The sequence below is a fragment of the Bradyrhizobium sp. CCBAU 11386 genome, from assembly GCF_028128955.1.
Lineage (GTDB): Bacteria > Pseudomonadota > Alphaproteobacteria > Rhizobiales > Xanthobacteraceae > Bradyrhizobium.
This window is the reverse complement of record NZ_LBKA01000237.1, coordinates 1-21,718: the sequence shown is the minus strand read 5'-3', so window position 1 is coordinate 21,718 and position 21,718 is coordinate 1. Positions and strand designations below refer to the sequence as shown.

Genomic DNA, 21,718 nt, shown 5'->3' with positions numbered 1-21,718 from the left:
ACCGGGCGAACGGGGAGGAAGGCGGCGTGGCGGCGCACGCGGCCAGCCGCGATTTGTGCAGCGGCGGCGATCGTGCTTGGCGCCTTGCTCGATTCTCCATCCGCGCAGGCGCAATTCGTCTGCGTCGACGCCAGCAACAGCACCGGCGGTGCAGGCGCAGGCTCTGCCGGAAGTACGGCGTGCGGCGCCGGCAGCACGGCCGGCGGCGCATCCAGCTCGGCCTACGGCGCGTCCAGCAACGCGTTTGGCAATTTCAGTCTTGCCGCCGGCGCCTTGAGCCAGGCGACCAACGAGCAAAGCGTCGCGCTGGGTTATGGCGCCAACGCGGGCGGTCGATACACCTCCGCCACCGGGGCGCAGAGCGCGGCCTACGGCTATGAGAGCTCCGCCTACGGCTATGTGAGCAATGCGAGTGGCGACTTTGCCGTTGCCGTCGGCTCCAACAGCAGTGCTGCCGGCTGGATGTCCACGGCGGTGGGGACCAGCTCCCATGCCTCCGCCGACTACGCGACCGCATCCGGCGGCTGGAGCACCGCGACCGGCATGTCCAGCTCGGCGTACGGAAACAGCAGCTACGCGGCCGGCGAAAGTTCGCTGGCCGTCGGTGCGTGGGCGATTGCCAATGCAGGCAGCACGAACGGGACGGCGGTCGGCTCCAACAGTGTGGTGACCGGCGCCAACAGCACCGCGGTCGGCGCGAACAACAGCGTCACCGGCAGCAATAGCGGTGCGTTCGGCACCGGTCAGGTCGTCCGCGGCAATGGCAGCTTCGCCATCGGCGACCCCAACACCGTGAACGGCAACGGCAGCTTCGTGCTGGGCGACAACAACACGATCAACGGCACCAACCAGACCGGCCGGGGCGACAACGTCAACGTGGTCGGCTCCAACAACATCGTGGCCGGCACCGCGAGCGCAGCCGGCTCCTCGGTGTTCGGCTCCGGCAACGCCGTCAACGCGCCCAATGCGCTGGTGATGGCGAACACGGCCACCGTGACCGGGTCAGGCGGTATCGCGATCGGCAACACCGTATCGGTCGCAGGCGCCAACGCCGTCGCCGTCGGCAACAATACCAGCGCCGGCTTCGCCAACTCCGCTGCTTTCGGCAACGGCGCCACAACGACGCGCGCCAATCAGCAGGCGTTCGGCACGGCAGGCAACACCTACACGATGGCCGGCATCACCTCGTCGACCAGCAAGGCCGCGCAAAGCGGCGCGACGCAGCTTGTCACGTCCGACGGCGCCGGCAATCTCGCGACCACCACGCTCGCCAATCTCGGCCTGGCCTCGACGAGCGATCTCAGCGCTATCAATGCGCAGCTCGCCAGCATCAACGGTCGCCTCGACGACCTCAGCGCGCGGACCAGCAAGGCGACCAGCGGCGTCGCCATGGCCTTTGCCATGGCCGGCGTGCCGACGCTGCTGCCGGACGAGACCTTCGCCATGACGATGAACTACGGGACCTTCGAGCGAGCCAACGGTCTCGCGTTCAATGCGGCGCTGCGCCTCAATCGGAACATGCAGTTCAACGGCGGCATCGGCTACGGGCCGGACCAGAAGGTCGCCGGCGGGCGCGTGGGGCTGCGCGTGGGCTGGTGAGCCCACCAGGATCGCATCTCCACGATTGGCGGCATCGGTGATCAGCCGCCCTTGACGGCACCCGCGGTGAGCCCGGCCACGATCTGCCGCTGCGCAAACACCGTCAGCAGCAGCACCGGAAGGGTGACGATCAGCGCGGCAGCCGCGAGCGGCCCCCAGCTCAACTGGTCGAACGAGATCATGTTGTAGACGGCGACGGGCAGGGTGCGCGTCTCGCGTCCAGCCAGCACGATGCCGAAGACGAAATTGTTCCAGGAGAAGATCACGGCGAGGATGAGGGCGACCGCGATCCCTGGCCTGGCGATCGGCAGGGCGACGTGGCGAAAGACCTGCCAGCGCGTGGCGCCGTCGATCAGGGCCGCCTCTTCCAGCTCGAGCGGCGTCGTCTCGAAATAGCCGATCATGATCCAGATCACGATCGGCACAGTCACCACGAGATGGATGATGATCTGCGGCACCAGGGTGCCGAGCAATCCGAGCCACTGGAACATCAGGAACAGGGGGATCAGGTAGGACAGGCCGGGCGTGATGCGCGCGATCAGGATCACGATCGCGGACTTGTGCGCAGCCATGCGCGCGATCCCATAGCCGGCGGGAACGCCGACGAGCAGTGCCAGCACGGTCGCGCTGCCGGTGACGACCAAGCTGTTGACGAAATAGGTCAGGAAGCGGTTGGAGGCGAGCACGTCGGCATAGTTCTTCCAGGCGATATGCTCGGGGAAGAAAACCGGCGGGTAGGCGGCGTTGTCGATCTCGAATTTGAGCGACAGCGACAGCATCCAGAGGAAGAACAGGATTGCCGGCGACACGATGACAAACACCGAAAGCCACAGGCCGATTTTGCCGATGATCTGACGAGGTGTCATGCGTCGCTCGCGATTTCTGTCCACAGCATGCGCTGGCGCATGTAGAGCATCACGGCCGCGAGAGCGACGATGAGGAGGAAGAACACCACCGCGATCGCCGAGCCGTAGCCGAGGTCGTAATAGGTGAACGCGACGCTGTAGAGATAGATGTTGATGGTCTCCGACGCCGAGCCGGGTCCTCCTTGCGTGATCGCGAAGATGATGTCGAAACTCTTCACCGCGTCGATCATGCGGATCATGCCGGCGATGAACAGGAACGGCATGATCAGCGGCAGCGTGATGAAGCGGAACACCTGCCAGAGATTGGCGCCGTCGATCTGCGCGCTCTCATAGGGCTCGGTCGGGATTGCGGCGAGGCCCCCAAGGACGATCAGCATCACGAGCGGCGTCCATTGCCAGGTCTCGACCAGCACCAGCGAGGGAATGACGGTCGCGGGATGAAACACCCAGAGCTGCGCGGGTATCCCGACCAGCGACAAGAGGTAGTTCAGCACGCCGAGCTGCGGGTGGAACATCATGGTCCAGACCAGCGCGATCGCGACGGGCGTCGCCATCATCGGCATGATGAAGACGCCGCGCAGGAAGCCGCGGCCGGCGAATTTCTGGTGGAACACTACGGCTGCGAACGTGCCGAGCAGCAGCGGCAGCAGCACCGACAGCGCGGTGTAGACCATGGTGTGGCCCACCGCCTCGATGAAGCGCGGATCGCTGGTCAGCCGCAGATAGTTGGAGATCCCGACGAAGGTGGTCGGCGAGCCGACCTTCCACTCGTTCAGGCTCATCCAGATGGTGAAGACCCACGGGAAGATGATGATGGCGAGCACGACGACCAGCGCCGGCACCACGAACGGCCAGTAGGACGGCGGCCGCAACTCTTTCTCCGGCGCGGCACCAGACTGTGCCGCGGCCGGAGCCGATTGTGTCAGCGCGCTCACGTCTTTTCGCTACGCTCCAGGATCGGCCGAAACTGGTCGTGGGCCTTCTTCAGCTCGGCTGCGGGATCGGCGCCTGACAGTGTCGAGGTGAGCGCCGCGCCGACGAGATCGCGGAATTCGGCGACGGGGATCACGACGGGCAGGCCGAGCTTGCTGATCTTGGCGGAGTCGATCACCGATTGCAGCCACTCCTTGGGCATCTTCACGCCGCTCTGGACTTCAGCGTCGTTCAGGATCGAGTTGCGGAACGGCACGCCGCCGCCGGCCTGCAGCAGCCGCGCGCCTTGCTTCTTCGAGACCGCCCACTGGCAGAGCAGATAGGCGGCTTCCTTGTTCTTGCTCGCCGCGGCAATGCCGAGGCCGTCGCCGTAGGTGGCTGAATATTGTCCCTTCGGTCCGGCAGGCACGACGGTGTAGCCGACCTTGCCGACGACGCGCGAGGCGGCCGGATCCTCCAGCGGCGGCGCCCAGCCGACGCCGTCGATCCACATTGCGGAGCGCCCTTGCGTGAACGAGGCCATCGACTCCATCCAGTTGAAGCCGGCAACGCCGGGCGGGGCGACCTTGGTCAGCAACGTCTGATAGAGCTTTGTCGCCGCGACCGCTTCCGGTCCGTCCGTGAGGATATTGCCCTTGGCGTCAAGGAATTCGCCGCCATAGTCGAGGAAGAAGTTGGTCCACAACGTCATGTTGGCGTTGCGCAGGCCGCGTCCGACGAAGCCATAGGTGCCGTCCTTGGTGTCGGTCAGCTTCTCGGCAGCAGCAACCATCTCGTCGAGCGTCTTGGGGACGGCGACGCCCTTCTTCTGGAATAGCTCCTTGTTGTAGTAGAGGATGAAATAGTCGACCGACCAGGGCAGCGACAGCATCTGGCCCTTGTCGTTCTTGGCGTATTGCAGGCCGGCGGCCGAGAAGTCGCTCTCGACGAGATCGGGCGCGGTCAGTGTCGGATCCTTCATGAACGGCGTCATGTCGGCGAGCCAGCCGGCTTTTTCGAACTGCCGCTTCTGCACGTGATAGCTCATGTGCACGACGTCGAAGCTCGGCCGGCCCGAGGTGAGCTCGATCACGACCTTCTGGCGCTGCTGCTGCTCGGGGATCTGCTCCGATTCCACCTGGATGCCGGTGAGATCGGTGAACTCCTTGATGTTCTTTTGCAGGTTGTCGCCGCGCGGACCCTTGGCGAGGATCACCTCCAGCTTGGTTCCGGCGTATTTCTTCCAGTTGACCTCGGCGCGCGCCGGCAATCCGGTCAGGCTGAGTGCGCCAGCCGCTGCGGTGCCCGCCAGAAGCGTACGGCGCGAGATTCTGTAGTCGATCACTTCAAGTCCTCCCTGTGACTCATCGTCTTTGGGAGGGATACTAGCGACCGTGCCGCGCCTGCCTAGTCCTAATTCGAAGGAATCAGGGCCGCACGGCCGGTGTTTCCATCGGCAGGCCGCGCGCCCGCGACATCAAATAGAGCTCGAGCGCGACGAGCTCCGGTGCGCCGTAATCGTAGGCCTGGGCGCGGACGCCGGACATGCAGCTGCGTAAGCGCCGCTCCAGCGAGCCCAGCGTCTGCCATTCCAGCCGATACAGCGGATAGCCGGTCGGCTGTCCCTGCGTGACCGGCGCGCCCGCGAGATGCCTGTCAAAGTTGTCGTCGTGGCAATTGGTGCAGGCGAGGTTGAGCTGGCCTTCGCGCTGCATGAAGAGGTCGCGGCCCTGTTCGACGAATGGCTTGAGTTGCTGATCCTCGCCAGCCGTGATCGCGACACCGCGCGACTGGTGGGCGACGAAGGCGGACAGCGCCAGCAGGTCGCGGCTCTCGTAGGGGAGCGGCGTTGCCTGCTGATGGTTGGCGCGGCAGAGATTGATGCGTTGATCGAGTGTGACAGGGCGGCCTTGTGTCTTGTCGAAAGCGGGATAGCGCGCCGCGACGCCCTTCATGCTGCCCCGCGCATCGCCGTGGCAATCCGCGCAGGCTTTCTCCGCGCTGCCGGTCTTCTTCGTCCACAGCGCCTCGCCGTCGAGCACGAACAGCATGCCTGGATTGGACGTGTCGTCATCCTGCATGGCACGCGTGTCCGGCCCCATGAAAGCGTAGCCGGACCGGCGCGCCTCGGGCGCAATCTCGCCGGCGAGCAGGGCGGAGCCCGTGGAGAGCAGTATCGCCACCGCTATCGCGCGCCAGGAATTCATTCGACCGTGATCGATGCCGTCGCGGTGGACGAATAGCCGTTGTCGCCGGTCCATTCGAACTCGAACTTGCCGCTCTCCTTCGCGACCGTGAAGAACGACAGGTATGGGTTCGCGGCGATCGCCGGAAACAGGTCGGCGCGAAAGATCTCGGTGCCGTTGTAGCGGCAGGTGAAGTTCGTGATGATGTCGCGCGGCACGAGCCGGCCATCGGCGGTGTGGCGGAAGCCGGTTTCCATGATGTGCGAGGTCAGCGTGCGGATTTCGATGACGTCGCCGCGCTTGGCCTTTGCCGGAACGTTGATCAGCGCGGCCATCAGTTCAGCTCCTCGGTGCAGGCCGCCAGCGTCACGACGATGTCGGCGGCGACCTGCCAGAACGTGTCGTCGGACAGACGCGCGATTGCGACCACCTTCTGGGTGTCGGCCAGCCTGATCCTCGTCGAGACCTGGGCGCGGCCAGAGGAGGGGCCGAGATGGAAATTGCCGATGTTCGGCTGCGGGTTCTTCTCGTTGAAGAGGTGGATGCTCTTGACGTAGTCATCGGGCGTCATCGGGCTTGCGACGCTCACGGTTATCGGCACGGTGTTGCCGTTCTCGACCAGCGGCGGAATGTCGAGCTTCACCCTGCCGGTGCGAATCTGGGCTTCACCGACGACGTTGCGGATCGCCGCGTTGAGCATCGCGGGCGTCGCCTCCAGCGGCCGCAGCGTGACGATCGGGATCGTCCCGGCGGCGGTGATGCCGCCGGCAAGGCTCAGGAATTGTCGTCGCGTGGTTGGCATGAGCAGTCCTAGTCCCGAAGCGTTGCAAGATAGGCCACGATGTCCTCGATCTCCGCGGCCGACAATATCGGTTTGCCGGCGAAATTGCGTCCGACGCGGACGAGGCCGTCATTGCGATAATAGGACGGCATGATGGTCTCCGCGTTGAAGCGTGACGCATCGACCAGACGAAGCCGCAACTGGCTCACCGACCACCGGTTCCCGGCGCTGGTCAGATCGGGCGCGAGGTCGCCCTGGAACCGCGTTTCCGGGAAGGGGCCGGAATGGCAGAGGATGCAGGTCGTCGTGCGCGCCAGCACCAGCGCGCGTCCACGCGCGGCATCGCCGGGCGAGCCGGTGAGCGAGGCCGCAATGCCGTCGCCGACGACCGTGTAAGGCGCGAACTCCTCTGCACCTGCTCCACAGGCGAATGTGAGGCCAGCGGCGATCATCGCTGCAATATGGACGGTCGATCTAGCCAAAGGTGTCCGCCGTGATGGTTTGAAACCAGCGCTCGGCTTCGGTCGCCTCGCGGGCGCGCAGCTCGCGCGGGGCGTCGACCGGGCTGGTCGCGCCGCCCTCGACCTCGGCAAAGATGTCGCCTCTGGGCTGGTAGTTGCCGGCGAGCGAGAAGCCGTAACCGGGCGCGACGGTGGTGTAGCAGACACCGGTGAGCCGCGGCGCCTCCGGGGCGCGGCCTGCGAGCAGGCTGACGATCGCGGCGGCGCAGGCCTTGCCTTGCGCGCTCGCGGCCGACGCCGATTTGGGGATGCCGCCGCCGAGGCAGGCATCGCCGATGACGTGGATGTTCGGGGCGAGCTTCGACTCGAAAGTGATTGGATCGATCGGGCACCAGCCGGTCGCATCCGCCGCGCCCGCGATCTGGGCGACGTGGCCGGCGCGCTGCGGCGGGATGACGTTGGCGACGTCAGGCGTGTAGTTGCCGAACTCGGTAACGATGGTCTTCGTCGAAGCGTCAACCGAGGTGACGCGGCCGCCTTGCGACAGCGCGATGCGCTCGATCATGTCGCCGTAAAGCTCCTTCCACGCCGTCTCGAACAGCCGCTGCTGCGAGAAATTGTCCTTGGCATCGAGGATCAGGACTTTCGAGCGCAGTTTCTTCGTCTTCAGGTAATGCGCGATCAGGCTGGCGCGCTCGTAGGGCGCCGGCGGACAGCGCGACGGATTGGCGGGGATCGCAATGGCGACCGTGCCACCGTCGTCCATCGCCTCCAACTGCCTGCGCAGCAGCAGCGTCTGCGCGCCGGCCTTCCAGGCATGCGGCATTTTTTCCGACGCCGCGTCGTCGTAGCCGGGCAGGGCTTCGACGTGGAAGTCGATGCCGGGCGAGAGCACGAGGCGGTCGTAAAAGAACGAGGTGCTGTCTTCGACAGTGACGCTTTGTTGCTGCGGGTCGATCTTCGTCGCGGTCTCGCTGACGACAAAGACGCCGTTGGCGGCGAGCTTGTCATAGCTGAATTGCTGGAGTTGGATGTCGCGTAGACCCGCGATCACCTCGTTGCTGAACGGGCAGGCGGTGAACACCCTGTTCGCGTCGATCAGCGTGACGTCGAGTGACGCATTGGCCCGCTTCAATGCTCGCGCGCAGGCCGCACCGCCAAAGCCGCCGCCGACCACGACCACGAGGCCCGCGGACCGCGCCCTTGAAATCGATGGCCGCGCCAGCGTTGCGGCTGCCGCGGTGATGCCGAGCACGGCATTCCGCCGTGTCACCGGGCGCGTACTCATTGGGATCATCCAGGCAAAATGACGCGGCGGCCGTCGTGGCCGCCGCGGCTTCTCTCAGGCGAAGGTGATGTTCTGGTCGCGCAGCGGCACTGAGCGGATGCGCTTACCGGTCGCGGCGAAGTACGCGTTGAGCACCGCCGGTGCGGCGACGCCGATGGTCGGCTCGCCGACGCCGCCCCAGAACCCGCCGCTCGGCACCATCACCGATTCCACCTTCGGCATCTCGTTGATGCGCATCGAGTTGTAGGTGTCGAAGTTGGTCTGCTCGATCTTGCCGTCCTTGACCGTGCAGCCGCCGTAGAACAGCGCCGACAGACCGTAGACGAAGGAGCCCGCGATCTGCCGCTCCACCTGTGCCGGATTGACGACGTAGCCGGGATCGGTGGAGGCGACGATGCGATGCACCTTGATCTTGCTGCCGTCGGTCACCGAGATCTCGGCGGCGCCGGCGACGTAGCTGCCATAGCCCATCACCTGCGCGATGCCGCGATAGACGCCTTGCGGCGCCGGCTTGCTCCAGCCGATCTTCTCGGCCACGGCATTGAGCACCGCCAGGTGCTTGGGGTGATTGCCCATCAGCTTACGGCGGAATTCGAGCGGGTCCTGGCCTGCGGCATGGGCCAGCTCGTCCATGAAGCATTCCAAATAGATCGCGTTGTGATTGACGTTGACGCCGCGCCAGAAGCCCGGCGGAACGTGCGGGTTGCGCATCGCATGCTCGATCAGCAGGTTCGGCACCGAATAGCCGAACGCGGCTTCGCCGGATTGGGCGACACCCTGGAATGCGGCCGGATCCATCCCGTTCTGGAGCGCTTCGGGGCGGAGCGAGAACAGGATCGACTGCCCGGACAGGCGGTAGTGCAGCGCGACCAGGTTGTTGTCGGCGTCGAACGCGCCGGTCATCTTGCACTGGGTGATCGGGTGATACCTGCCGTGCGCCATGTCCTCTTCGCGCGACCACAACAGCTTGATCGGCGTCCCCGGCATCTGCTTGGCGATCATGACCGCCTGGCGGACATAGTCGGTCTGGCCGCGCCGGCCGAAGCCGCCGCCGGGCATCACCTTGTGCACGTCGCACTTCTCCGCCGGCAGGCCGGAGGCCTCGAGCGTCGCGGCGAAGGCCGCCTCGCCATTCTGCGTGCCGCACCAGACCTCGCATTTGTCCGCCGTGTAGAGTGCCGTGGCGTTCATCGGCTCCATGGTGGCATGGTTCTGGTAGGGGTAGCTGTAGACGGCCTCGACCTTCTTCGCGGCGCCGGCGATCGCGGCCTTCACGTCACCGTTCTTGTTGCCGACATAGGCCGGCTGCCCGTCGTCGAGGCCTTCGGCGAGCCACTTCGCGATCGACTCGCTGGAGACCTTGGCGTTGTCGCCCTCGTCCCAGACGATCGGCAGCGCTTCCAGCGCGATCTTGGCGTGCCACCAGGTGTCGGCAACGACCGCGACCGCGGTATCGCCGACCTTGACGACCTTCTTGACGCCTTTCATGTCGGCGATCTTGGCTTCGTCATAGCTCTTCAGCTTGCCGCCGAACACGGGGCAGTCCTTGATCGCGGCGTTCAGCATGCCCGGTACCTTGACGTCGATGCCGTAGACCATCGTGCCGGTGGTCTTGTCGGCGGTGTCGAGGCGCAGCACGCCCTTGCCGACCAGCTTCCAGTCCTTCGGGTCCTTCAGCTTGACGTCGGCCGGCGGCGTCAGCCTCGCCGCGGCCTCGGCGACTTTGCCGTAGGTCGTGGTTCGGCCCGTCGGCGTATGGGTGATGACGCTGCTCGCGGCCGTGCATTCGGAGGCCGGCACCTTCCACGCGTCGGCGGCGGCCTGGATCAGCATCACGCGCGCGGTGGCGCCGCCCTTGCGGACATAGTCCTGCGAGGAGCGGATGCCGCGGCTGCCGCCGGTCGAGAAATCACCCCAGACGCGCTTGCGGGCGACGCTCTGGCCGGGGGTCGGATATTCGGTCGTGACCTTCGACCAGTCGCATTCGAGCTCCTCGGCGACGAGCTGGGCGAGGCCTGTCAGCGAGCCCTGGCCCATCTCGGAGCGGGCGATGCGGATCACCACGGTGTCGTCGGGTCTGACCACAACCCAGGCGCCGATCTCGGGCGAGCCGTCGGCGGCGCGCACCACGGCGGGACCGCCGAAGGGAAGGTCGAGGCCGATTGCGAGGCCCGCGCCGACCGCGGCGCTGCCGATGACGAAGGCACGGCGGTTCATCTTGGGAGAGACGTGCTTGTTCATGTGCGGCTCCTTACGCGCTTGCGATCGTGTGGATCGCCTCGCGCACCTGCTGGAAGGTGCCGCAACGGCAGATATTGGTGATGGCCTCGTCGATGTCGGCATCGGTCGGCTTCGGCTTCTCGTTCAGCAGCGCCGCCACCGCCATGATCATGCCGCTCTGGCAATAGCCGCATTGCGGAACGTCCTTCGCGATCCAGGCTTCCTGCACCTTGTGCAGCGTTTTGCCGGAGGCGAGCCCTTCGATCGTGGTGATCTTCTTGCCCTCGGCCTCGGCGACCGAAACGCCGCAGGAGCGGGTGGCGACGCCGTCGATGTGAACCGTGCAGGCGCCGCATTGTGCAATGCCGCAGCCGTATTTGGTGCCGGTCAGGCCGGCATTCTCGCGGATCGCCCAGAGCAGCGGCGTATCCGGCTCGACGTCGAGGGTGAAGGTTTTTCCGTTGATTGTTAGGTTTGCCATCGCAGTCCCCTGATTGGCCCAATCCACCGATTAGACTCAGGGGCGCAATGTGTCCGGCAAACTGGAACTGTTCAAATCAACAGTCCGCGGGGTGGCGGTCGAAGATTTTCGCGGTCGCAGGATGATTAAGGGTCCCGCGGTGTTGTGCCGTACTCGGTTTCGGCGGGCGCGGCCTCTCCCCGGGCGCCAATCCAGGGCCTGGGACGACGTCCGGCGTGTTCCCGCGCAGGAGCGGGCGACAGTTTGTCCCTTTTGCCGGGGTGCAAGACGAAGATGCTCTGCTACACTCGGCCGAAGCCAGAAGGAGTTCCATGGACGTGCCGAGCCCCTGCAACGTGCTGATGCTCTATCCGCTGTTCACGGCGGAGTCGTTCTGGAGTTTTGGTGAGTCCTGCGAGCTGATGGGCGTGAAGCGCCCCGCTGCTCCTCTCGGCCTGATCACCGTTGCTGCGATGCTGCCCAAGAGTTGGACGGTCCGGCTGATCGATTGCAACACGACGCCCCTGAGCGACGAGGATCTCGCCTGGGCCGATGTCGTCTTCACCGGCGGAATGCTGCCGCAGCAGGCCGACACGCTGCGCCTGATCGAGCTATGCCGCGCGGCGGGCAAGCCGGTGGTCGTCGGCGGTCCCGATCCGACCTCCAGCCCCCACATCTATGAGAAGGCCGACTTCCGGGTGCTCGGCGAGGCCGAGAGCGTCATCGACGAATTCATCGCGGCCTGGGAGGGCGGTGTGCGCTTCGGCGTCTTCACCGCGCCGAAATTCCAGGCCGACGTCACCAGGACGCCGGTGCCGCGGTTCGACCTGCTCAAATTCGAGGACTATCTCTATCTCGGTGTGCAGTATTCGCGCGGCTGCCCGTTCACCTGCGAGTTCTGCGACATCATCGAGCTCTACGGACGCGTGCCGCGAACCAAGACGGCCGAGCAGATGTTCGTCGAGCTCGAGACGCTCTACCAGATGGGCTACCGCGGCCATCTCGACTTCGTCGACGACAATTTCATCGGCAACAAGAAGTCGCTCAAGCTGTTCCTGCCCCGGCTCGCCGAATGGCAGCGCGCCCACGGCTATCCCTTCGAATTGTCCACCGAAGCCTCGGTCAACCTGGCCGACGATCCGGAACTGCTGGACATGATGGCAGCCGCCAACTTCTTCGGCATCTTCGTCGGCATCGAAAGCCCGGATCCCGCGACGCTGGTGGCGATGCGGAAGAAGCAGAACACGCGGCGCAACATCGCCGAGAGCATCCACAAGATCTACGGCGCCGGCATGCTCGTCACCGCCGGCTTCATCGTCGGCTTCGACAACGAGAAGGTCTCGATGGCGGAGGCGATGATCGACTTCATCGAGGAGGCCGCGATTCCCGTCGCCATGGTCGGCCTGCTCTATGCGTTGCCGAACACGCAGCTCACGCGCCGGCTCGCGAAGGAGGGCCGGTTGCACGCGGACCACGATCTGGCATCGACGACGGGCGGCGATCAGTGCACCGGCGGCATCAATTTCGATCCGGTGCGTCCGCTGCGGGACATCCTGACCGACTACAAGACGGTGCTGGAGCGGGTCTACAGCCCGGCGGCCTATGCGGGCCGGGTCGACAAGTTGATGACGCTGCTGGATCGATCGAAGCAGCGCCATGAGCTCGCCGAAGGCGACATCCGTTCAAGAGTCGGGGCGATGGAGACGGTGCATCGCGTGGTCACCGCGATTCCCGAGGCGCGCGGGCCGCTCTGGCAGACCTTCATGAACTGCGCCAAGCGCGACACATCATCGGCGCGGATCGCGGTGCAGATGATCGCGGCCTATGCGCATCTCGGGCCGTTCTCGCGAAAGGTCATCGATGCCATCGACGCGCGTCTTGCGGCGCTCGACGACGAGACCATCATCCCGGCGGCGACCATCGACGTGACGGCGGCGCGGCATCTGGCCTGAAGGCCTTACTTCACCGCCAGCCGCAAGAAGCTCATCACGCTGCCGAGCGTGGCAAAGCCTGCACCGAGCGCCAGCGCGACGGTTGCTCCCTCATGACCGGCCAGCGCAAAGCAGAGCGCCGCGAGCGCGGCTCCCGTCGTCTGTCCGGTCAGGCGCGCGGTAGCGACGATGCCGGAGGCGCTGCCGCTGCGGTGAGGCGGCGCGCTCGACATCACCGCCTTCATGTTCGGTGCCTGGAAGAAGCCGAAGCCCATGCCGCAGATCACCATTCGCCAGACGATATCGGGGATAGCAGGGTTGGCCGGCAGCAGCGCGAGCAGGGCCATGCCGAGGCCAAGCAGCACGAGCCCGATGCCGCCGAGCAGTCCGACCGCATGCCGGTCGGAGAGGCGCCCGGCGATCGGCGCCATGATGCCGACCACCAGCGGCCAGGGCGTCATGAAGAAGCCGGTCTCGACCTGCGAGCGCCCCAGCACATCCTCGAAATAGAACGGCAGCGAGACGAAGGCGAGGCCCTGCACCGCGAAGGAGCAGACCGCCGTCGCCGCCGACAGCGCGAACATCGGCCGGTTGAACAGGTCGATCGGCAGCATCGGCGCCGGATGATCGGCGTGGCGGCGCGTCAGGATGAAGCCGAGCGCGAGGGCTGCGACCAGCTCGATGCCCACGATGAAAGGCGACAGATTGTGCGCGGCGCTGCCGATGCCCGTGATGAACAGGCCGAGGCAGGCAGACGCCAGGATCGCGCCGAGAAAGTCAAAGCCGTGATCGGCCCGCGGCGTCTTCGGCAGCATCGCAAAGCCGATGCCGATCGCAACGAGGCCGAAGGGGATGTTGACGGCGAACAGCCACGGCCACGGGCCGAGCGCGAGGATGGCGGAGGCAATCGAGGGCCCGAAGGTGAAGGCGGTCGCGACCACCAGTGCGTTGTGGCCGAGGCCGCGGCCCAGCATCCGGCCGGGATAGACGAAACGCACCAGCGCCGTGTTGACGCTCATGATGCCGCTGGCCCCCAGGCCCTGCAGCGTACGTGCGACCAGCAGGCTGTCCAGCGACCACGCCACCGCGCAGAGCAGCGAGGCGATGGTGAACAGGATCAGGCCGCCGAGATAGATGCGCTGGTGCCCGACAATTTCACCGAGGGCCCCGAGCGGCAGCAGCGTCGCCACCAGCGCGATCTGGTAGACGTTGACCACCCAGACCGACTGCTCCGGCGTGACATGCAGATCGGCAGCAATGGCGGGCAGTGCGATGTTGGCGATCGCGGTGTCGAGCGAAGCCATCGCCAGCGCGGTGAAGATCGCGGCGATCGCCCAGCGCCGCTGCGCGGCCGGCAGGCCGTCGGCGATCGGATGGTCGGGCTCGCGCGCGGCGGCAGGTAACGTGATCGTCATTGCGTTGGCGCGTTGCTCCGGCGGCGTGGCCATAGGGGACCTTCGGCGTGTACTACGCTTAAGGCCGCTTCCACAGGCATATGCTTGCATGCTGTGTATGCGCGAAGGTCAGGCGATGCGCCTGCGCGCTGGCGTATGATCGCGCCGGCTGCCGCAATTTCAGGGGATCGTCATGCATATCGTCGTTCTGCCCGGTGACGGCATCGGACCCGAGATCACAACCGCGACATCGCTCGTGCTGCGCGCGGCCTCGGAACGCTTTCAGCTCAATCTGCGCCTGGAGGAGCATGCGGTCGGGCATGCGAGCCTGAAACAATTCGGCACGACGGTGCGCCCCGCGCTGCTCGACATCGTCCGCGCCGCCGACGGCCTGATCCTGGGGCCGACCGCGACCTTCGACTTCAAGGACGAGGCGCATGGCGAGATCAATCCGTCCAGGCACTTCCGCAAGGGCCTCGACCTCTACGCCAATGTCAGGCCCGCACGGACTTATGCCGGGCGGCCCGGCCGTGTCGGCAATTTCGATCTCGTCGTGGTGCGCGAGAACACCGAAGGATTCTACGCGGACCGCAACATGGAGCAGGGCAACGGCGAGATGCTGGTGACGCCTGACGTCGTGATCTCGCTGCGCAGGATCACGCGGGCCTGCTGCGAGCGCATCGCGCACGCCGCCTGCCGTCTCGCCATGAAGCGGCGCAGGCACCTCACCATCGTGCACAAGGCCAATGTGCTCAAGATCGGCGACGGCATGTTTCTGGACATCTGCCGCGAGGCGGCGAAGGGCTATGCCGGCCTCGCCGTCGACGACATCCTCGTCGATGCCATGATGGCGCATGTGGTGCGCAACCCCGATCGCTTCGACGTCATCGTCGCCACCAATATGTTCGGCGACATCCTGTCCGATCTCACGGCTGAGCTCTCGGGCAGCCTCGGCCTCGGCGGCTCGCTCAATGTCGGCGACCGCTACGCCATGGCGCAGGCCGCGCACGGCTCGGCGCCCGACATCGCCGGGCAGGACATCGCCAATCCGGTCTCGCTGATTTTGTCGACGGCCTTGCTGCTCGGCTGGTACGGCGAAAAGAGCGGCGCCGTGCGCTACGAGGAAGCGGCGCGTGCGATCGAGGCGGCGGTGGCGAAGGCGATCGGCGAGGGCAGGGCGACGCGCGATGTCGGCGGCAAGCTCGGCACGCTCGCCGCGGGTGCCACGATTGCGGAGATGTTGCAGGCGGAGTGAGGTGCTTCGGCGGGGCTCAAAACAAAAAGTCGAAAAACAACCCCATGCACAGTAGAAGGCCCCTTGATCGACAAAGGATTTTCGAGCCGCGTCGCGACGACATTCGCGGCCGCGATCAAGTTGACGCGTCGGGCAAAACACTGGCAGGATGCTATCGTGGCGGGGATCGCGAAACGTCCAGTATGTAGGGTGGGCAAAGCGAAGCGTGCCCACTATTCGCAGTGAGGATAAGATGGTGGGCACGGCGCGCAACGAGCGCGTCTTTGCCCACCCTACGGCACTGCGAACGAGTAGTGGTCATTTTGATCCGTCGCACCGGCAGTTCCGCCAATGCTGTTGCCCGTGCGCGCGAGGTAACTTTGCGCGAAGACCGCTTGTGACCCTGGCTGTGTGAAAACGCTGCGCTTGATGTGATTCGCGCGATATGATTCCCGCACGATTTGCGGGGGGCTGGAATGAAGCGCTTCGTTGAGCAGGCGGATCGTGGGCAGTGGACGCTATTGCCCGAATGCCTCGATGATTTCATTGACGAGAGCAACCCTGTTCGCGTGATCGACGTATTCGTCGATGCGCTCGATTTGGCCGAGTTAAGCTTCGAGGGAGTGGAGCCGGCGGCGACCGGTCGGCCGTCATACCATCCCTCGGTTCTCCTGAAGCTTTACATCTACGGCTATCTGAACCGGGTGCAGTCGAGCCGACGGCTCGAACGAGAGGCCGGACGCAATGTCGAGGCCATGTGGCTGCTGGGCCGGCTCACTCCCGATCATAAGACGATCGCGGACTTCCGCAAAGACAACGGCTTGGCGCTCCGCAAGGTATGTGCACGCTTCGTCGAACTCTGCCGTGAAATGCGTCTCCTCGCGACATCGAGCGTCGCCATCGATGGCAGCAAGTTCAAAGCGGTGAACAACCGGGACAAGAACTTCACGCGGGCGAAGGTGGAGCGGCGGCGAGCCCAGCTGGAGGAGAGCGTTGCGCGCTATCTGAGCCAACTTGACGCGGCCGACCGGCAGGAACCGACGGAGGCGCTGGCCGCCAAGGTGACGAGACTGACCGAGAAGCTGACGAAGCTGAAGGAGGAAATGGGCAAGCTTGCTGTCTACGAGAAGCGGATGCTTGCTTCGCCCGATCAGCAAATCTCCCTGACTGATCCCGACAGCCGTTCGATGCCCACGAGCGGCCGCGGCTCCGGGGTCGTCGGCTACAACGTGCAGGTCGCCGTCGACACCGAACATCATTTGATCGTGACGCACGAGGTGACGAACAGCGGTTCCGATCGGGCACAACTCGCCAATATGGCCAAGCAGGCGAAGGCTGTTCTAAAGACCGAAACGCTCGAAGCTGTCGCCGATCGCGGCTACTTCAACAGCCCGGAGATCCTCGCGTGCCACGAGGCCGGCATCACGGTAACGCTGCCTAAGCCGCAGACGTCGGGCGCCAAATCCGAGGGGCGCTTCGGTAAGCAGGACTTTGCGTATTTGCCAGGGGAGGACGCCTATCGCTGTCCAGCTGGGGAGCGATTGCCGTATCGCTACACAAACGAAGAAGACGGCAAGATGCTACGGCGTTACTGGACCACAGCCTGTCAAACTTGTTCGCTCAAATCGCAATGTACGACCGGGCCAGAGCGGCGGATTACGCGATGGGAGCATGAGCATCTGCTCGAGGCTGTGCAGCAGCGCCTTGATGCAAACCCACAGGCCATGCGCCAGCGTCGCGAGACAGTCGAGCATCCATTCGGCACGATGAAGGCTCGCATGGGAGCGACACACTTCCTCACCAAAACCCTCCCAAAAGTAGCCGCCGAGATGGCACTCTCGGTCCTGGCCTATAATCTGACGCGAGTCATGAACATCGTCGGGAGCAAGCAGCTGATGGCTGCGATCGTGGCCTGAGACCAAGCCGGTCCTGGCTTCTCACCGACTTCCCCAGGGAACGGTGTTTTTACACGACCAAGACCCAAGGCGGACCTCATGCAGGGTTCGCTCTTATGTTTGCTATTTTGGGGCATAGCGGGCGCGCTGCGCTCAGCATGAGCGATTTCGACTTTGGCCCCAGAGAAAACTGTCGGCGGCGCAGCACCCTTGAAGCCGCCTGTGCTGCTCCACGGTAACCATCATTGGCGGTCTACATTCCGCGGATGGCGCGTCCTCGAATGCGCCATCCGCATCTGCAAATCGGTCTCGAAGAAACGAGCCTTAGGCTTTCAGATCCGTGATCCTCATAATTGCGACCACGTTTCCGTCATTGTACGCCTGCTCTTTTGTGTCCTTGTTGCAGGTCCAGACAAAGTTTTTCTTGCCCGTAAAGATCTTTCCATCCTGATCGAGCCGAAGCTCCCCTTCGGTGATGTGGCAAACCATGGCATTCATCATCGGGGGGCCCATGGTCTTCGAGCCCGGCTGCATGATGATGTCGCGCATCGAGACGGTCTTGAAACCGGGGATAAGGGATGGTGTCTCGCCCTCGTATTCACGCACCACCACCCCTGGCCACGGCGTCGTATCCTTGTAGCCCGCGGTTTGAGCAGCGGCGGGCTTCATCACGGCTGCGGTAGCCGCTGCCAACCCGAATCCCAATGCAGACCTTCGATTGATCTTGCTCATCGCTTTCTCCTGAAGTTACTGCAACGCGCCGCCGCAAAAGCGGCTCAGGCGTTTCGTGGACTGTGAATTGTCATGCGAGACCGAAAGGGGGCGGTCTCATAAGGGTGCGTACCTGCCGACAGCATTAGTTCTGCTCTTTCGTCCCGAACGGCGACTTCGGCACATCCCGCTTCAACGGCAACTATATTCTACGCCACCTGACGTGCTTGAGAAACAGGTGGTTTCGGGTGAAGACCCGATTGGCATACCTTCCAGAGCCGGGGACTGCGGCTCCAAGGAATGTCCGGAGCTGGCCCGTCTCGACAAATGTAGGAGGTCTTGCTGAGGTCTCCTATCGAAGGCAGAGCCGACTTGATTTGCTCACCGCACGGCTCGTGACCCGCAACGGACATTAGGTGGGAGGTCCCGCTCAAGGCATGGGGCGGCGGCCTGATCGGCCCGAAGGATCCGCTATCCAGCACCGTCTTCGCCCACTTCACCGGCCGCGCCGAAGCGGCTACATCGCCCGTTTCATTTACTGCGTCGGCAGAACCAAAACGCGAGATTGGGTTGCATTCATAGAGAAGATCCCCTCGATTTCGAGACGCATGGTGTCGCGGCATTCGCAAGCCAGCGCTGCGAGCCGGGAAGGGTCGATCTCGATTTCGCCTCGCCGTTCAGATATGATCGCTCCGGAAGCGCGCAGATTCCGCATCAGGAGCGTCACCGTCGTTCGTCGCACACCCAGTATTTGCGAAAGCGCCTCCTGGGTGAGCGGGAGGACGTCGTGGTCGACGCGGTCGCGAAGATGGAGCAGCCAGCGCGCCATGCGGGCTTGGACCGGATGCAGCGCATTGCAGGCCCCGCCGATTTGTAGCTGTATCAGCATGGCCTTGAAGTGAATCTGGACTGCGTGACGGATCGCGGGGCTCCGGCTGAAAGCGGCGTGGAATCGCGATGCGGGGATCCGCGAGGCGGTGCCCGCGGCACGAACGATGGCGGTAACGGCCGCAGGAGACGGCCCGAGCACGGAAAGAGTGCCTACTGCTCCCTCGCGCCCTATTGCGGCGCTGGCGACCGTCTGCCCGTTCGCCATGTCGATCATCACAGAAATGGCGCCACTATGAGGGAAGAGGACGTGCTCAGTCTGGTCACCCGCCCGCGAGACGACCGCGTCCCGATCGAGCGCGACCATCTCTAGGTCGGGTGCCAGCAGATCGAGATCCGCCGCCGGTAGTGCTGCCAAAAGTCGGTTACCAATCCCGCTGGGATGCGTCACTGTAGCCCGCCGCGAACCATCCGCCGCATCGCATTTCGAGCGGCATAGGGCGGCAACCTCGAACTTTGTTTGAATCCGCCTACGCTTCGCACCCCGAAATCCAATTCAGCTGCGGAAGCTCTCAATGTCAAAAATTGAACTCCAAACACACGCGATCGCGAGGCGAATTTTTGTCTCGCAGGATCATTGAGGACTTAGATTCCAGCGTTACGCGGCACAATTGCAAAATGCGTATGGGTAACATCATAGGGAGTTCCAATTTCCGGGGCGCGGCAAACGCCGCGGCGATGTCGGAAGAGTGTGCGCGAACCATGCCCCGGACCGCGATCGTCGCGTTCTGCACGATGATGCGCACAAGCTACTGGAAGCTGGCGTCTTGGAATTCCGCCAGCACGCCCCGCCGAGACAGACGATGCGCGGCATTCCCCGCGCATGCCGACGAGGTGGTCGTTTGGTCCGAAAGTGGCACCTTTCTTGGACCTCGCGCTATGTCCGCATTGCGTCCGTGATGCGCAGCAAAGCGGACACTCGCGGTCCATTTGATCTCCGCCTTCCCTTGATGGACTGCAGATCAATCCGTCAGCAGATCATAGTCCCGGCGCAAAACAGTTTGGACGTGAACCGCGGCGCGCGCGGCGGTATTGGCATCTGCCGCGCCCGCTACGATCACACAGAGCGACCAGTTATTTTCAGCGTGCTTTGTAACGCGATTGATCGCTATTTCCAGGACGTTATGACAGCCAGGCTGCTTTCTCACTTCTAACAACGCTCGACGCTGCAATTCCTGGATTGAAACGCGGATCTTGGGCATAGGACTCGCTCGGAAATCTTACTGGTTGGGGGCCGCGCGCCCTATACCTAACAGAACAAGCGCAATTCGGGTTCCACTTGCGAGAGGCACGAACCTTCGATCGCAAGCTTGGCACCCGATATCCTGCTGCAGTTGACACTCGCGATGTCAGCTCATCGGGGTAAAGTGGACTTCGCAACAGAGCGTGCCCAAGGCCGAAAATGACCCAACTGAGACATCGCTCGGCGCGGCCACGAAACATGATGCCTCCATGCTAATCGGTCGCCCTGTTAGTTGGGCCAAAACAAGAGTTGACCCAGATCAACGTGACTCGAGCGGGGGCGTGTTCACCTATTAGCCTTTCAAAAGGAGGAGCACATGACGCCACTCTCTGAACAGCTCGCCGAGTTGTCGGTACGTGCAAAGGGTGCTGAAAATGCCTTTGCGGCCGCAAAAAAGGAAGCGCGCGACAAGATCGACGCGCGCAGAGCCGAGGCGCTTTCTGCTGCAAAGACGGCAGTCGAAAAGGTGAACCAGAAAATCAAGCTTGCCGGAGAGTCCGCCACCAGAGATACGAAAGCCCTGCAAGCGAAAATTACTGCGGATGTAAACGCCTTAAAGGCGCACGTGGCCAAAGCAAAGCATGGTCTCGACGTGAAACTCGCCGAGGAGCGCGCCGAGCTCTTGGAGTCGGACGCCGGTTTCGCGATCGATTACGCCATCGCCTCGGTTGAACAGGCACAACTGGCCGTTCTCGATGCCATTGACGCCCGCTTCGCCGCCGACCAGGCAAAACGCGGATAAGAGTGGGAGTAAACTCGGGGACTGCCCAGACGCCAGCGACCAAGAAGGGCAATATCCAGGGTCGGTAAGCGGCCCTGCATTTTTCCTTCGCCGTCATAAATCCGTAATTTTTCGGCAATGAACCTTTCCGCGGTTCCAGACTTTTTGTAGCCTGTGGCGTGAGACGGGGAGCGAGTGATGACGGAACGCAATCAACTAGGCATGACGCCGCGCGACCACCTCTTAGAGGCAGCTCGGAAGGAACTAGTTGAATTCGAGCGTCGGGAACTTGAGTTCCGCAAGAAGGACCGGGAGGAGCGCGCTGCGGAGCCGCGGCTTCCCTTGGAGGAGATCAAAATTCACTAATTCCGGAGGCCGCCTAGAGAGCGGCCTCTTTCTATCTGCTCAGACCTTCAATGTCGCCTGTTGGCCCGAACGCGAAGCCCAGACCGGCTCTGAAATCGTCCGGTTGTCGCGGCAGACCGGACGTGACCGGCGGCGGTCAGGACGGCGCCTGTTGACCCCAAGCGGTCATTGGGCCGCAGCGTCGGCTGCCAATTGTTTGCCCGTTCTCCTTCGCCGCGCAGCCACAAAGCGCTAGGCTCTGGACGTCGCGGCGACTGCGCCCTCGCTCGCCAGACAGCACCTACTTCAGCAGCAAATACTGGAAGGCTACCATCCCGGCAAAGGCCAATGTCACGGTCACGCCAACCACGCTTGCCGGCGCATCCTTGTTGGCGTCGGGAATCAGTTCGGCGAACGCCATCCAGACCATCGCGCCTGCTGCGATGCCTAAGCCTATCGGCAGGAACGGCGCGAAGGCGGTTACGGCCAAATAGGACGGCACCGCCATCAACGGCTGCGGCAGGCTGGTGAAGATGCTCCACAGCGCAGCCTGCCAAACCGGCATGCCGCGGGGCACGAGCAT

The 21,718-nt window shown here is 64.0% G+C and carries 20 protein-coding genes and 1 pseudogene; 6 read left to right on the top strand and 15 right to left on the bottom strand.

Translation table 11 applies throughout. The features are described from left to right. Positions 1-72: 72 nt before the first annotated feature. Positions 73-1,599 carry a hypothetical protein gene (locus tag XI09_RS24895; RefSeq protein WP_271569197.1) on the top strand — a complete coding sequence of 509 codons (1,527 nt, stop codon included), beginning with the start codon at positions 73-75 and terminating at the stop codon, positions 1,597-1,599. Between the two features lie 41 nt (positions 1,600-1,640). On the opposite strand, the gene XI09_RS24890 is transcribed toward XI09_RS24895, so the two are convergent. From XI09_RS24890 to XI09_RS24845, 10 genes are all read right to left on the bottom strand, one after another. Then, a complete protein-coding gene (locus XI09_RS24890; RefSeq protein WP_271569196.1) occupies positions 1,641-2,465 on the bottom strand; it encodes a carbohydrate ABC transporter permease in 825 nt (274 codons plus the stop codon). Continuing rightward, a complete protein-coding gene (locus XI09_RS24885) occupies positions 2,462-3,400 on the bottom strand; it encodes a carbohydrate ABC transporter permease (protein ID WP_271569195.1) in 939 nt (312 codons plus the stop codon). The genes XI09_RS24890 and XI09_RS24885 overlap by 4 nt, the downstream gene beginning before the upstream one ends. Beyond that, on the bottom strand, positions 3,397-4,722 hold the full coding sequence (locus XI09_RS24880) for an ABC transporter substrate-binding protein (protein ID WP_271569194.1): 1,326 nt from the start codon (positions 4,720-4,722) through the stop codon (positions 3,397-3,399). The genes XI09_RS24885 and XI09_RS24880 overlap by 4 nt, the downstream gene beginning before the upstream one ends. 82 nt (positions 4,723-4,804) lie before the next feature. Then, on the bottom strand, positions 4,805-5,584 hold the full coding sequence (gene soxA / locus XI09_RS24875) for a sulfur oxidation c-type cytochrome SoxA (protein WP_271569193.1): 780 nt from the start codon (positions 5,582-5,584) through the stop codon (positions 4,805-4,807). Next, positions 5,581-5,898, bottom strand: coding sequence for a thiosulfate oxidation carrier complex protein SoxZ (gene soxZ, locus XI09_RS24870; RefSeq protein ID WP_092185793.1), 318 nt, complete (start codon positions 5,896-5,898; stop codon positions 5,581-5,583). The genes soxA and soxZ overlap by 4 nt, the downstream gene beginning before the upstream one ends. Continuing rightward, positions 5,898-6,365 (bottom strand): SoxY-related AACIE arm protein, encoded by a 468-nt coding sequence (locus XI09_RS24865; protein WP_271569192.1) that lies wholly within the window; start codon positions 6,363-6,365, stop codon positions 5,898-5,900. Before XI09_RS24865 ends, soxZ begins: the two co-directional genes overlap by 1 nt. Positions 6,366-6,373: 8 nt before the next feature. Next, positions 6,374-6,826 carry a sulfur oxidation c-type cytochrome SoxX gene (gene soxX / locus XI09_RS24860; RefSeq protein WP_271569191.1) on the bottom strand — a complete coding sequence of 151 codons (453 nt, stop codon included), beginning with the start codon at positions 6,824-6,826 and terminating at the stop codon, positions 6,374-6,376. Then, the gene (locus XI09_RS24855; RefSeq protein ID WP_271569190.1) at positions 6,819-8,102 is read right to left on the bottom strand and encodes an NAD(P)/FAD-dependent oxidoreductase; all 1,284 of its coding nucleotides are present in this window, start codon (positions 8,100-8,102) and stop codon (positions 6,819-6,821) included. Before XI09_RS24855 ends, soxX begins: the two co-directional genes overlap by 8 nt. Positions 8,103-8,147: 45 nt before the next feature. Continuing rightward, positions 8,148-10,334, bottom strand: a complete 2,187-nt coding sequence (locus tag XI09_RS24850) for a xanthine dehydrogenase family protein molybdopterin-binding subunit (protein WP_271569189.1) — start codon at positions 10,332-10,334, stop codon at positions 8,148-8,150. 10 nt (positions 10,335-10,344) lie between these two features. Continuing rightward, positions 10,345-10,794: a (2Fe-2S)-binding protein gene (locus tag XI09_RS24845; protein WP_027546355.1), complete on the bottom strand. Its 450-nt coding sequence runs from the start codon at positions 10,792-10,794 to the stop codon at positions 10,345-10,347. Positions 10,795-11,105: 311 nt separating this feature from the next. Between XI09_RS24845 and XI09_RS24840 the strand changes: the two genes are divergently transcribed. Beyond that, a complete protein-coding gene (locus tag XI09_RS24840; protein WP_271569188.1) occupies positions 11,106-12,725 on the top strand; it encodes a B12-binding domain-containing radical SAM protein in 1,620 nt (539 codons plus the stop codon). Between the two features lie 5 nt (positions 12,726-12,730). Here XI09_RS24840 and XI09_RS24835 read toward each other — a convergent pair whose 3' ends face one another. Next, positions 12,731-14,119: an MFS transporter gene (locus XI09_RS24835; RefSeq protein WP_271569255.1), complete on the bottom strand. Its 1,389-nt coding sequence runs from the start codon at positions 14,117-14,119 to the stop codon at positions 12,731-12,733. A gap of 172 nt (positions 14,120-14,291) precedes the next feature. On the opposite strand from XI09_RS24835, the gene XI09_RS24830 reads away from it, so the two are divergent. Both XI09_RS24830 and XI09_RS24825 read left to right on the top strand, forming a co-directional pair. Continuing rightward, a complete protein-coding gene (locus XI09_RS24830; RefSeq protein WP_271569187.1) occupies positions 14,292-15,353 on the top strand; it encodes an isocitrate/isopropylmalate dehydrogenase family protein in 1,062 nt (353 codons plus the stop codon). 455 nt (positions 15,354-15,808) lie between these two features. Continuing rightward, positions 15,809-17,248 (top strand): IS1182 family transposase, encoded by a 1,440-nt coding sequence (locus XI09_RS24825; protein WP_271569186.1) that lies wholly within the window; start codon positions 15,809-15,811, stop codon positions 17,246-17,248. 303 nt (positions 17,249-17,551) lie between these two features. On the opposite strand, the gene XI09_RS24820 is transcribed toward XI09_RS24825, so the two are convergent. The 3 genes from XI09_RS24820 to XI09_RS24810 form a co-directional block, all read right to left on the bottom strand. Continuing rightward, positions 17,552-17,959 (bottom strand): hypothetical protein, encoded by a 408-nt coding sequence (locus XI09_RS24820; RefSeq protein WP_271569185.1) that lies wholly within the window; start codon positions 17,957-17,959, stop codon positions 17,552-17,554. A gap of 514 nt (positions 17,960-18,473) precedes the next feature. Beyond that, positions 18,474-19,217: a Crp/Fnr family transcriptional regulator gene (locus XI09_RS24815; RefSeq protein WP_271569184.1), complete on the bottom strand. Its 744-nt coding sequence runs from the start codon at positions 19,215-19,217 to the stop codon at positions 18,474-18,476. 571 nt (positions 19,218-19,788) lie between these two features. Beyond that, entirely contained in the window at positions 19,789-20,028 is a 240-nt protein-coding gene (locus XI09_RS24810; protein WP_162603685.1) for a hypothetical protein, read from the bottom strand. Between the two features lie 357 nt (positions 20,029-20,385). On the opposite strand from XI09_RS24810, the gene XI09_RS24805 reads away from it, so the two are divergent. Both XI09_RS24805 and XI09_RS24800 read left to right on the top strand, forming a co-directional pair. After that, positions 20,386-20,811 (top strand): hypothetical protein, encoded by a 426-nt coding sequence (locus XI09_RS24805; protein WP_271569183.1) that lies wholly within the window; start codon positions 20,386-20,388, stop codon positions 20,809-20,811. Positions 20,812-20,988: 177 nt separating this feature from the next. Continuing rightward, complete coding sequence (locus XI09_RS24800) at positions 20,989-21,156, top strand: hypothetical protein (protein WP_271569182.1); 168 nt, start codon at positions 20,989-20,991, stop codon at positions 21,154-21,156. Between the two features lie 280 nt (positions 21,157-21,436). Here XI09_RS24800 and XI09_RS24795 read toward each other — a convergent pair. Further along, a pseudogene (locus XI09_RS24795) lies at positions 21,437-21,718 on the bottom strand (ZIP family metal transporter); the annotation flags it as partial.

Excerpts from the sequence above, each read along its gene's own strand:
- XI09_RS24890 (WP_271569196.1), bottom strand. The coding sequence starts at position 2,465 with ATGACACCTCGTCAGATCATCGGCAAAATCGGCCTGTGGCTTTCGGTG.
- soxA (WP_271569193.1), bottom strand. The coding sequence starts at position 5,584 with ATGAATTCCTGGCGCGCGATAGCGGTGGCGATACTGCTCTCCACGGGC.
- soxZ (WP_092185793.1), bottom strand. The coding sequence starts at position 5,898 with ATGGCCGCGCTGATCAACGTTCCGGCAAAGGCCAAGCGCGGCGACGTC.
- XI09_RS24865 (WP_271569192.1), bottom strand. The coding sequence starts at position 6,365 with ATGCCAACCACGCGACGACAATTCCTGAGCCTTGCCGGCGGCATCACC.
- XI09_RS24855 (WP_271569190.1), bottom strand. The coding sequence starts at position 8,102 with ATGATCCCAATGAGTACGCGCCCGGTGACACGGCGGAATGCCGTGCTC.
- XI09_RS24850 (WP_271569189.1), bottom strand. The coding sequence starts at position 10,334 with ATGAACAAGCACGTCTCTCCCAAGATGAACCGCCGTGCCTTCGTCATC.
- XI09_RS24845 (WP_027546355.1), bottom strand. The coding sequence starts at position 10,794 with ATGGCAAACCTAACAATCAACGGAAAAACCTTCACCCTCGACGTCGAG.
- XI09_RS24840 (WP_271569188.1), top strand. The coding sequence starts at position 11,106 with ATGGACGTGCCGAGCCCCTGCAACGTGCTGATGCTCTATCCGCTGTTC.
- XI09_RS24835 (WP_271569255.1), bottom strand. The coding sequence starts at position 14,119 with ATGACGATCACGTTACCTGCCGCCGCGCGCGAGCCCGACCATCCGATC.
- XI09_RS24830 (WP_271569187.1), top strand. The coding sequence starts at position 14,292 with ATGCATATCGTCGTTCTGCCCGGTGACGGCATCGGACCCGAGATCACA.
- XI09_RS24825 (WP_271569186.1), top strand. The coding sequence starts at position 15,809 with ATGAAGCGCTTCGTTGAGCAGGCGGATCGTGGGCAGTGGACGCTATTG.
- XI09_RS24820 (WP_271569185.1), bottom strand. The coding sequence starts at position 17,959 with ATGAGCAAGATCAATCGAAGGTCTGCATTGGGATTCGGGTTGGCAGCG.
- XI09_RS24810 (WP_162603685.1), bottom strand. The coding sequence starts at position 20,028 with ATGCCCAAGATCCGCGTTTCAATCCAGGAATTGCAGCGTCGAGCGTTG.
- XI09_RS24805 (WP_271569183.1), top strand. The coding sequence starts at position 20,386 with ATGACGCCACTCTCTGAACAGCTCGCCGAGTTGTCGGTACGTGCAAAG.
- XI09_RS24800 (WP_271569182.1), top strand. The coding sequence starts at position 20,989 with ATGACGGAACGCAATCAACTAGGCATGACGCCGCGCGACCACCTCTTA.